This window comes from Colwellia sp. D2M02 (genome assembly GCF_018860755.1).
Taxonomy (GTDB): domain Bacteria; phylum Pseudomonadota; class Gammaproteobacteria; order Enterobacterales; family Alteromonadaceae; genus Colwellia; species Colwellia asteriadis.
The window spans coordinates 19,691-31,005 of record NZ_JAHKPW010000041.1; the positions used below are offsets into that span (position 1 = coordinate 19,691).

At 35.6% G+C, this 11,315-nt stretch carries 13 protein-coding genes; 7 read left to right on the forward strand and 6 right to left on the reverse strand.

Translation table 11 applies throughout. From position 1 onward, the window contains the following. Window positions 1-30 precede the first annotated feature (30 nt). Genes KO495_RS06335 through KO495_RS06365 form a run of 7 tightly spaced genes read left to right on the forward strand, consistent with a single transcriptional unit; the run spans window position 31 to window position 5,952 of the window. Complete coding sequence (locus KO495_RS06335) at window positions 31-1,431, forward strand: FAD-dependent oxidoreductase (RefSeq protein ID WP_215979556.1); 1,401 nt, start codon at window positions 31-33, stop codon at window positions 1,429-1,431. Window positions 1,432-1,459: 28 nt separating this feature from the next. Beyond that, complete coding sequence (locus tag KO495_RS06340; RefSeq protein ID WP_215979557.1) at window positions 1,460-2,443, forward strand: hypothetical protein; 984 nt, start codon at window positions 1,460-1,462, stop codon at window positions 2,441-2,443. Window positions 2,444-2,446: 3 nt separating this feature from the next. Continuing rightward, the gene (locus tag KO495_RS06345) at window positions 2,447-3,118 is read left to right on the forward strand and encodes a class I SAM-dependent methyltransferase (RefSeq protein WP_215979558.1); all 672 of its coding nucleotides are present in this window, start codon (window positions 2,447-2,449) and stop codon (window positions 3,116-3,118) included. After that, entirely contained in the window at window positions 3,109-4,059 is a 951-nt protein-coding gene (locus KO495_RS06350; protein WP_215979559.1) for a DegT/DnrJ/EryC1/StrS family aminotransferase, read from the forward strand. Before KO495_RS06345 ends, KO495_RS06350 begins: the two co-directional genes overlap by 10 nt. Then, entirely contained in the window at window positions 4,056-4,694 is a 639-nt protein-coding gene (locus KO495_RS06355; RefSeq protein WP_215979560.1) for a class I SAM-dependent methyltransferase, read from the forward strand. The genes KO495_RS06350 and KO495_RS06355 overlap by 4 nt, the downstream gene beginning before the upstream one ends. After that, entirely contained in the window at window positions 4,694-5,413 is a 720-nt protein-coding gene (locus KO495_RS06360) for a WbqC family protein (RefSeq protein WP_215979561.1), read from the forward strand. Before KO495_RS06355 ends, KO495_RS06360 begins: the two co-directional genes overlap by 1 nt. Before the next feature lie 41 nt (window positions 5,414-5,454). After that, a complete protein-coding gene (locus KO495_RS06365) occupies window positions 5,455-5,952 on the forward strand; it encodes a GNAT family N-acetyltransferase (RefSeq protein ID WP_215979562.1) in 498 nt (165 codons plus the stop codon). Here the strand turns inward: KO495_RS06365 and KO495_RS06370 are convergent. The 6 genes from KO495_RS06370 to KO495_RS06395 all read right to left on the reverse strand — a co-directional run. Continuing rightward, window positions 5,949-8,066 carry a 6-hydroxymethylpterin diphosphokinase MptE-like protein gene (locus KO495_RS06370; protein ID WP_354668369.1) on the reverse strand — a complete coding sequence of 706 codons (2,118 nt, stop codon included), beginning with the start codon at window positions 8,064-8,066 and terminating at the stop codon, window positions 5,949-5,951. The two genes, KO495_RS06365 and KO495_RS06370, sit on opposite strands and share 4 nt — an antisense overlap. 190 nt (window positions 8,067-8,256) lie before the next feature. Beyond that, a complete protein-coding gene (locus KO495_RS06375; protein ID WP_215979564.1) occupies window positions 8,257-8,601 on the reverse strand; it encodes a hypothetical protein in 345 nt (114 codons plus the stop codon). After that, complete coding sequence (gene fliS / locus KO495_RS06380) at window positions 8,601-9,026, reverse strand: flagellar export chaperone FliS (RefSeq protein ID WP_215979565.1); 426 nt, start codon at window positions 9,024-9,026, stop codon at window positions 8,601-8,603. Before fliS ends, KO495_RS06375 begins: the two co-directional genes overlap by 1 nt. Window positions 9,027-9,053: 27 nt before the next feature. Continuing rightward, the gene (gene fliD / locus KO495_RS06385) at window positions 9,054-10,469 is read right to left on the reverse strand and encodes a flagellar filament capping protein FliD (RefSeq protein WP_215979566.1); all 1,416 of its coding nucleotides are present in this window, start codon (window positions 10,467-10,469) and stop codon (window positions 9,054-9,056) included. 61 nt (window positions 10,470-10,530) lie between these two features. Further along, window positions 10,531-11,001: a flagellar protein FlaG gene (locus KO495_RS06390; RefSeq protein ID WP_215979567.1), complete on the reverse strand. Its 471-nt coding sequence runs from the start codon at window positions 10,999-11,001 to the stop codon at window positions 10,531-10,533. Window positions 11,002-11,113: 112 nt separating this feature from the next. After that, on the reverse strand, window positions 11,114-11,315 hold a 202-nt coding region (locus KO495_RS06395), incomplete at its 5' end, for a flagellin (protein WP_252738838.1).

The window sequence follows — 11,315 nt, forward strand, 5'->3', positions numbered from 1 at the left end:
TAAATAGTTATAACTATTTGAGGGGAAAAGATGAAAAACTGTATCGTTGTTGGTGGTGGTCTGTGCGGCCTGTTTTCTGCCATTATATTAGCTGACAAGTTTGAAAATGTTACCCTTATAGAAACCAATGAAAACTGTGGTGGTTTGTTACGCTCTGTTTCAGATGATGCTGGCGTTAGTTATGACCAAGGTACACATATTCCTAACACCACAATGATCCCTGAAATTGACAACATTTTGTTTGGATTAGAGCACGAGCGAGAAAAAAGCTGGAATAACCTTGGTCACCTTAAAACAGCTAATTATTTTGCGGGGCATTGGGACTTAAACACCCAAGTAGTCGATACCCGAAAGCTACCAGAACACACATATCAGCAAGGCATTGTCGAGTTGCTCTCATTAACAGCCCCTAGCGATGCGTCAGATATTTATCAGTATTTAATTAACACTATCGGTCCAACATTTACCAAAGAAATAGCTGAACCATTATGTAAGAAAATATACGGAGATGATATCGACTTATCCACATTAATGACTAACTCATCTGTTAACTATTTTGGTTTAAGCCGCGTTCTAGCTTTAACGCCTGAAGTTACTGCTAAACTAAAAGAGCTACCCGCATTTGATGCTAAATTGTCTTATCACACACAACAAGACTATATTGATAGAGTACAACGTGATAACACCCAAGAATGCACTTATTACTACCCTAAAAATGGCCAAGGTGTGCAATTTTGGATAGATCATTTAATTAAACAGGCAAAAGCGAAAGGGGTAACTTTTTTAACACAAGAAAGTGTCAGTAAAATAACACATCATAACAACGCCATTACCCATGTTACTTTAAAAAATAGTCAACAAGAGCTAGCGTGTGACTTTCTTTACTGGAGTGCGCCGCCGGTTATGGCATTATTCGCCGCAGACATTACGCCTTATAAAAACCCAAGTAATGAAAAAATCGCTTTTAAAACCGCTAATATTTTTCATTTTACGTTTGATAAACCACTGCAAAACACGCAATCTCATTACATTTGGAACTGGGATTTATCAGCAAAAAGCTTTCGAGTGACTTTACTACCCAACTTACGTACCGACATAATTGATGACCAATTATATAACCTATCCATTGAAGCGCTTTCAACACCTGAAGAGAGTGAAAATATTACCGCTGCAATGATGCTCGATGAATTAAAAGCAATGGGGTTAATCTCACAGCAAAGCAAGGTTTTAAGCAGCTTACGACAAACAATCCATAATACTTTTCCTATTCCCACATTTGCTTTTCACCAATCAACAACTGAAAATTATAACAAGCTCAACAATAGCTTTAATAACATTATGATTTCTGGTCGTTTTAGCGGTAAACAATGGTTTCATGGTGATGTAATTAAGGCAAGTTATCACGCCATTAATGAACGTTTTTCAACATGATAGTTGTATTTATTAAAGACTTAAAAAAATGATACCTAAGCAATATTTATTTCAATGTAATGCCAACGATAAAACGGGGTTAGGCCACCTAACCCGTTGTTTAAATATTGCTTGTGCGATAAAAGAAATAACCCCTGAAGCGGTAATTACCTTTAGCGGAGATTTTAATGACTTTGCTGTAGCGCTATTAGTTAAAAGTAATCTATTAATAACTCAAACACCTTGTACAAAAGCCTTGAGCCAGACGACCTTTATTTTAGACAATTATGATATTGACCAAAGCTTGATTAATTATTATCGAGGCGTAGTAAAAACCTTCATTAAAATAGATGACTTTAATGAATTTGACTTAAACACGCTAGATTTAGTCATTAACTTTCGCTTACATGCCGAAAACGAACAATACTCAAATAAAGCCACTTGCTTGGGGTTAGGGTTTTTCCCTTTTAAAAAAGAACTTATCGCTATTCGACAACAAAACGAACAAACGCCAAAAAGTGATATAAATAGCATTTATATTTTTATTGGCGGCTATGATCAAAGTGGCGCGGGTATAAAACTAATAGGTTTACTGGATAGTTTTTTATCTAATAAACAACTATTTTTGGTTGATAAAAATTGTACTTTACAAAGAACAACAGCGCTTGAGCACAATACCCTGACTTACTTGCCTTTAAACTCAACAATAGAAAACTATTATCAAGATGCTGACTTTTTTATTACCGGTGGCGGGTTAAGTAAATACGAAGTCGCTTTTTGTGGTATAGCTAACGCGGCTATTTCTCAAAATGAAGGCCAAGCTGTTGATACTAAAATTTTAGCAAATGAAGGGTTAACTCACGACCTAGGATTAACCGAGCAATTGCTCAACAATACAGACATAGAAACCGTGGGTGCTAAACTAAAAAAGATCATCTCAGTAGCAGAAAACCAATTATTGTATCAGCGCTCTAAAGCTTTATTTAAAACAAACTCTACTTACGAGCTAGCCACTCACATCATAAGGACTTAACGTTTGAGTACATTCGATAAAAAACGCTCAGAATGGGATCAACAAGCATTAAGCTCGGCAGATCTCAAAAAACAGGTCTGTCGCCCTACTACTGAACAAGCGTGGCAAGCATTGCTTATTGATATAAAAAGCAAATTACAAATATCTACTAAGCTTAATTCAATATTAGATGTTGGTTGTGGTAACGGTTTATTGTTATCAAAATTAGCAGATGACTTTGACCAGCTCTATGGTGTCGATTATGCATCATCTATGGTTGAGCAAGCTAAAATACTGATGCCTAAACAATGTTTTAGTGTTGCTGAAGCAGCAAAGCTCAATTTTGATGATAGTAGCTTTGACCGTGTATTATCCTACAGTATTTTTCATTACTTTCCTGAGCAAGACTATATTATTAAAGCTATTAACGAAATGATTCGGGTCACTAAACCAGGCGGCATTATTTTAATTGGGGACTTACTCGACAAAGATTTTGAGCAAAAGATAAAGGGAGCGAGTGATCCTCTTATTGAAGAAAAATTACCCGATATTATGCGCTATTCTCAATGGACCTTCTGTGACTTAGCTGCTGTTAAGCTGCACTTTAGTCATCAAGTAAAGCACATTGAAATACTTAATCAACCTGAGCACTTTCAACTAAGTGAATATAGAAAGGATTTACGCATTTGTCTTTAGCTGCATTGACCACAACCATCACTGAGCAATTAGGTCGCCAATACGGCATGTTAACAAGCTCAGGTAGTGCCGCGTTAATTACCGCGTTAAAAGCAAGTGGTGTTCCGTCAGGAAGTGAAGTCATCATGCCTGACATTTGCTGTCCCGCGGTATTTTTTGCCATTCAATTTGCTGGTTACACGCCTGTGCTTAGCGATATTAGTCTTGATGATTTCTGTATGAATTCAGCACAAGTTGAGCCATTAATTAATGAACATACAAGCGCTATCATCGCCATTCACAGCTATGGTCATTATTGCCAAATAAGTGATTTACATACTTTAGCAAAGCAACATAGTTTAGTACTAATTGAAGATGCTTGTTTAGCCATGGGTGGAACCTACCAAGGTAAACCTTTAGGTAGCTATGGTGATATCAGTATTGTTAGTTTTGGCTATGACAAAATAATTAACTGTAATTATGGCGGCGCACTAGTTACGAATAACAAATTTTTTTTTGATAACGCGACGACTCTTTTAAATACTAACCAATTATTGCAGTTTGCACCACAACCGAGCGACTTAGCTCAACTAACCACGCAACTTACGCAAAAGCTAGCTAGATTAGCAGTAAGCGTGAAAAAAAGACAAGATAATATGCAGTATTGTTACGAGCGTTTAGCACATCAACACCTTAATTTATTACCCTTACATTGTGATTTACTCTACTGGCGCCTACCTCTGTTAGTTGAAAAGAACAGAGATGAACTTATTAGTAAAGCCAGTGAGCAGGGTATTATTATCACCCGTCATTACAAGCCTCTTAGCCACCTTGCTACTGGTATAGTTAACCCTAACGCTGAGTATTTTAACGAGCATATCATCAATATTTTTATTCGTCCTGAAACACCTAAAAAACAACTCGATGATATTATTGGTTTTATAAATGAGTTTTACCGATGATTAAAAACTTAAAAGCGCATTATCAACAATTATTACGCCAACATGGCCCCTCTCCTGCTGCAGTTCAGCATGTTAATAAACTATCGCAATTTAAACGTTTTAGTATTTTAAATAGCATTACTGAAAGCACAGTAAAATCAACTGATTACTCTATTATAGATGTTGGTTGTGGCTTAGGTGATATGTACGAATACTTGCAAGATAAAAATTTTTCGGGTACTTATTTAGGCTTAGATTTCGTTGAAGAGTTTATAACCCTCGCACAGCAAAAATATCACTCTTTAGCTAATGTAAACTTTCAACAATGCGACTTACAGACCGAGCATATTCCAGAAGGTTACGATTACGTTTTACTTAGCGGCGTTTTCAACAACAAAATGCCCAATAATGAAGTTTTTATGTTAAACACACTGAAAAAGATGTTCGCTAGCTGTAACAAAGGTATCGCTTTTAATGCCATGTCTACCTATGTTGATTATCAAGATGAGCAACTTTATTATTCTGATCCCTTAGCTATTTTTGATTTTTGTAAAAAGCACTTATCCAAAAATGTTGTGCTCAAACATGACTACATTTTAAAAGCAGGCAGTATTCCTTTTGAATATACTATTTTTGTTTATAGGGAGCCTCAATAATGCAGTGTGCAATTATGCAACCAACCTATTTACCTTGGTGCGGTTTCTTTGATTTAATTGATAGCGTTGATCATTTTATTTTTCTCGATAATGTAAAACTCGGTAAAAGTGATTGGCATGTACGCAACCGAATAAAGTCAGCTACTGGTGATATTATGCTAACGGTAAGCGTTAACTTACCTAACGGAAGAATGGATACTCTGATTAATCAAGCACAGTTAAATTTGAAACACCCTTGGCGAAAAAAACATCTTAAAAGTATTGCCAGCAACTACCGAAAGTCACCTTATTTCAATGAAGTTTATACCTTTATTGAGCCACTAATTCTGGCTGATTTTGAATTACTATCAGACTTTACCATAAATATAATCAAAGCAATTGCGAGTAAACTTGCAATCAATACTCATTTTTATATTGCTTCTGAGTTACCACAGCTACCAGGAGTTAAAGACGAGAGAATCGTCAATATATGCAAACAACTTGATGCTAAACAGTACTTATCTCCTGTAGGTGCCGCTGACTATATTGAGCGAGAAACTCCTGGCGGAGCTATTACTAAAGCAGGGATAAGCCTAAGTTATCAAGAGTTTATTCACCCTAAATATCCGCAACTTTATGGTGATTTTATTAGCCACTTGAGTATTATCGACTTACTATTTAACTGTGGCTTTGCACAAACTATTGCACTAATCCGCTCAGGTCATCAACACAGCGTTTAGCTTAAATATTACTTCATATTTTTTATGCATAGGAGTTTACGTTGAATATAAATATTAAAACAAAGCGATTTACGCTACGAACATTACAAAGCGATGATGCTAGTTTAACTTACTTATCGTGGTTGCAAGACGATGAAAGTAGCCAGTATATCATGAATATTAAAAGCAACTTAACAGAGCTTGCAGGCTTTATTGAGCAAAGAAGACAAGACATAAATTGCATTTTTTTAGGGATATTCTCTGATGAAAAACACATTGGTAATATCAAGTATCAACGCATGGCTGACTACCCTAGTGTCGCAACAATGGGGATTCTAATTGGCGAAAAAAATTGGCGCGGTAAAGGGGTTGCTGGTGAAGTAATTACTGCAAGTATAGGTTACTTAAAAGAGAGCTTTAACGTAAGTGAAGTTAATTTAGGTGTTGAGGTTAATAATATCGCCGCGATCAAAGCCTATGAGAAAATAGGCTTTGATCGTGTTACTGATGGTTATTATAACTTTGATAACAACTCAATAGAAATGTCTATTACGCTTTAATCGTTGCCTTCTTCTAATGCGGTTTCTGAGTAATCAAACGAATAAGTGCTCAGTAAGTCCCAGCGCTCGCGATAATAATCAGGAGCTTTACGTAAAAAATCTATCCAGTAGTTTAATGCTGGTTTGAAGTAAGGAATTATCTCTTTATTATTACCAAAGTTATACAATAAACTAATTAAAACAGAGTTGACATATAACGCCTCGCCTTCAAGTAATAAATATAAATGCACATGACGCCCCCCCTGTTTAAAAGATTTTAAATATCTTAACTGCTTAATTAAACTATCAAGTGCTTGTGAACGATTTTCCATTGGCTCTGTAAGTATTTCGACCATGGTTTTACAAATATCTTCGAATAAATCAAAATCAAGTAAGGACTTAAGGTCGGCATTCTCCATGCTGGGTTCAAAAGCGTCACTTTTAATTTTATCAACGACTGCTATTTTATTTAGCGAGTGCTCTGGTAATAGAATATCTGAAGATCGTAGCGGATAAGCCCCTTCAATTTTTACGCCATCACTGCAATTAAAACACGTTAGGTTGGTGTGCTTAAATGACTCAATCAATCGCTCCATTTGTTGCTTACCAGTATATAAAAATGGCTCTGTGATCACCGGCTTACCAAAATTACCTTCAACCCTAAATTCTGCCCCCATTTTCAACGGAGCATAAACCGACTTTCCTTTTTTATTATAGTAATAACTAGACTTTGAATGGTGATGCTCTTCATCAATATAACCACTATCAACACCAAATAAATAGATATTTTCAAAGCCCATATTGGTAAAGAAGCTTAAACCTGTATTTCCCACTAACGGATTACAATAACCAACCGTTGGTGTTATCTCTTTGCGGTTTATAAATTGAGTCATTTGATATAAAGTTGTACCTGATTCATTACCTTTTAAAGCAACACCACTCCATTTGAATAAGTCTAATGTACCTGGGTACATCACATTGACAACCAATAGGTTAATTATGTCTCTATCTTTTTTACTAATATGTGCAGATAAAAAATCAGCTGTCGCTTTAGTTCTTTCTAGGGCGATATGAAAGTCAGGTGTAATACCTTGCGCAAGCAATGCCGTGGTAGCTGAGTTACAAGAAACAAGAATAACGTTATCTTTTTCTTGTTTTATTTTTTCAATATCAGCATCAAGTGATGGTCCATTAGCAATAATAAAAATAGGGAAATCTTTTATCTCTTTTGCTAAAGCACTTCTACCTTTCAGAATATGAGGAGATTTATCCATTACACCTATAGTATGCGCCATGCTCATCAATGCATCATCAAAAAAACCCCAACCCATAAAAAATTGATGAAAATTATTCTGAATTTCACTTGTTAGACGTTGCATCGCTTTGGATGGATAGTGCTGATAAAAATATGAGTTAGAAATACTAAAAGGGCCAATATCTTGTGCTCGCTGATAAAGGTGTTGATAAATATCACTTTCAGCATCACCGATACCGATATACAGATAAGCACCACTTTTATCAATTACCTTTAAATACTCAACCCAATCAAAACAAAATAAGCTGGCAAAAAAGTAATCTTCATTCGGTTCAAATATTGATAAATAAGAGGCTGTAGTTGCTTTAGCAAGTTCCATTAAGTGATAACCGAGCCCTACACCAAAGATAATTGCACTAGGGATATTTTTATCAACGAGCTTATTTGGAGGTAGGCTATCTTTCGCTTTATTATATTGAGCACCAATAGCTTTCATTAAGTCGACATGTAAAAAGCCTGTAGTATTTTCTAAAAACTCTACACCTGAAAAGTTCAGGTTACTTAATACTGGCTCTGTTAAAGACTGTGCGACTTGCTGGTGTACTTGTGTAATGGGATCATCGCTATACATAGGTACTTTAGTATCATAATCAATAATATTTGCGGTGCCATTATCGTTAATGATGAACTGAAAGTTATCACTAGGTTGATAATTAATAAATTTCTTTTGTATTTCAGGAAAATATTGCTCAAATGCTTTTAAGTTTTTTTCAAACCTAGCATTGGCTTCTATGGAAAATTCGTGCTCTTGCTCTGCTTTTTTTTGTACCTGTAACAGTTTTTTTTCTATGTTATCTAAGTTGTCTTTAATTGAATTCACAGCACACCTAACCATTAGATTTTAAATAAATTAATTTTATCAATGTTAAGTTAAGCATAAATCTACACTTAACTCGATATATTATCTAAATAAAGCAAGGGCTATGCCAGACAAGAAAGTAATAAGGTTAAATTAATACCGTTTGAGCAAGGAGGAATAATTGATAAATAAATGAGTAACAGGGAATAAACTAGAGTTTACCGTAAGCTTTTTTCATTTTTTTTGCGACGTTTAACCCTGCAAGCTCAGTTTTAAGGCTCTGGGAAGTGAGTGTCAATTTTTCGACATTCGAGGTTAGAAAGTCATCTATTGCTAATAGTAATGCTCTATTTTTTAGGTTTTCAATATTATCTTCTATAAAAATATTACGATCAAAACTGTCAAGAGAAAACAAATACACCAACGCTTGCTGTAATGTTTCTACAGTTACGCGAGCTTGCTCATAGCTTTCTTTATTAACTAACAGTTTTGCTTCTACGAGTATTTCATTAAGCTCATCAAAAGCTTTGTTTACTTCTTTTGTTGAAGCAACCATTAACTTGCTGTGGCTGTGCTAGCTCTTAATTGTTCAGCTTCTACGCGAGCTTGAACAGGAATTTCATCCCATGCCGACTTAATCTCACGAAATAAGTTAGCTACCTCTTCAATAGCTATAGTGTCTTTATCAATACTTGCATCAACTAATCTATCGGTCATATATTCATACAAGGCGTTTAAATTATTTGGCACCTCACTCTCCACCTTAAAATCAAGGCTAGAGCGCAGTGCTACAATAATAGAGCTAGCTTTAGAAATGTTACGGCTTTTTTGTTCAAAATCACCTCGTTCAACACACCCTTTTGCTAAAGCTAGACTATCCATAACACCTGCCATTAGCATTTGTATGATTTGATAAGGCTCTGCACCTGCCATTTGTGTTTTAGTCGCTTCTTTTCTATATTGATTTAATTTAATATTCATAACTTATTCTCTATTTATTGTGGTGTATTATTTAGCTTTAGTAAAACCAGGTAAATTGGCTAATTGGCTGGTAAGGAAACTACCTGTACTTTGCATACCTGCAACCAGTACATCTAAACTTGAATACTGCTTTCTTAAGCGAATCTCTAATTGCTCCATACGGTAAGCATGATTATCTTTATCTGTAGTCAGCTGTCTCATTTGGGAATTAATCGAGTCTTCTCTCGACTTCATTGCACCACTACCGCCAACATAATCATCAAGTAAATTAGAAAACTGGGTTGCTATACCGTCAGGTGCTGTAAAAATAACGCCCACATCATCATAGGATTCCGTTAATGCGTCAGTTAAGCTACGTACTAGCGACTCTCTTTCTAAATTACCCCCCTCTTTAGTATCAATATTGTAGCTTAAGCCTAAACCAATATCATAAAGACTTTCAAAATTACCTGCACCACTGACTTTACTTGATAAGGTATTAATTAATTGTGTTTTCAAACTACGCATGGCGCTATCACCGTAGAGCGCACTACCACTTTGAGTGTGATATTCAATAGTATCAATAGCATTATTAAACTTTTCTAAAAATTCATCAATAGTTGCTTCTACGCCAGCTTTATCAACATCAATAACCAAACCAGCTTTTTCATTGTTTTCACTAACTTTTAACGCATTAATCGTAATATCTTGCACTGCATCAGTAAATTTATTGGTCGAACTAGAGATAGAGATACCATCAACCTCAATAATGGCGTCTTGTGCTTGATCTTCTAAGGCAATAGCTAAACCACCAGCTGTAACACCATCATTTGCCAATGTTGATACATTATCAAGCTCTGCAGTATCACTAGTAATAACTAAGTCATTACCAACACCAGTTTCATCAGAGGTTAATACTAATTTAGAAGAAGTGCCGTCGTTAATAATGTTAGCGGTAACACCAAAGTTATCGGCAGAGTCATTAATTGCCACCCTTAACTCTTCTAAAGTAGCGCCTGCGGCAAGGCTTAAGTCGAATGTTTTGCTACCCGCAGTAAAGGTTAAGTTTCCACCTGATGCTGTAACCACATCTGTAGGAGAAGTGTATAGACCATCAGCCATTACGGCTCTAGAGCCTTGGGAGAGCTGCATAACCTCAACATTAAAATTAGCTGAAGTAGAGTTTGAATTAGTAGTTACAGAAATTAAATCACCGCTACTGGGCTGGGTAATTGTTGCAGTACGTTTGTTAAAATTATCAATATCAGATAACTTTCCCATTACATCGTCAAGACTAGATAAAGAAGACTTTATTGCACCGATACTAGATAGGCGAACACTCAGCTCAGATTCTTTTTTAGCAAGGCTTTCCAGCTTAGGTAAATTTTCAGCATCAACGCTTGCCTTAATGATCGATTCAAGGTCGAGTCCTGAGCCAACGCCTGCTGATGTAATTAATGGCATGTTAACCTACCTACTATGATGCTTAAACTTAAAATCTACTCAGTACCTAACTTTACTTAGGTTACACTTCTGAATTAAATAGTGCGCCTGTCCTATTAATACTATCGGCCATATCATTTAAAGCCTTAGATATTTCTCTAATATTCTTAGGCGGTATTTCTCGAATAACTTCATCGGTATCTTTATCAACCACTTTAACGATGGGTGGATCAGAAAGATCATCAAATTCAAAAATCAAGTTAGTATTCTTTAACGGAATAAATTGATTGATAATCTCAAGTGATTTCTCAAGCTCTTCTTTTTCCTCTACTTCATTTAAACCTGATGTTAATGAATAACGAGATTCTTCCTTATCTTCTGCTGTTTTTTCAATATTTTCAGAAGATGGTGAAGCTGTTTTTTTACTTACTGAGCTCGTATCGTTAACTGAATTTTCCGTACTTTTCAGCGGTATTGATTCAGTATTTCGCTGTTTATCGTAACCCGATAAAACATTGATGAACTGTTCAGATGATATTTGTTCTATTGACATAATTCGCTCCTACCAAACAATGCAAATATTAAGCCAGATAATAAAACAGGTAAACTTGGCTTCAGTTAACTATAGTAACTTTTTTCCAAGCTTACCTTATCTACCCTAAAAATTAACCAAGTAATGATAAGGCTAACTGAGGACGTTGATTAGCTTGACTTAAAATAGAGCTACTTGCTTGCTGTAAGATTTGATTACGTGTAAGTGCTGCTGTTTCTGCTGCAAAGTCTGCATCTTGAACTCGTGATTTCGCCGATGCTAAGTTCTCAGCAATATTTGACTGATTACGAATAGCTGATTGGAATCGATTTTGT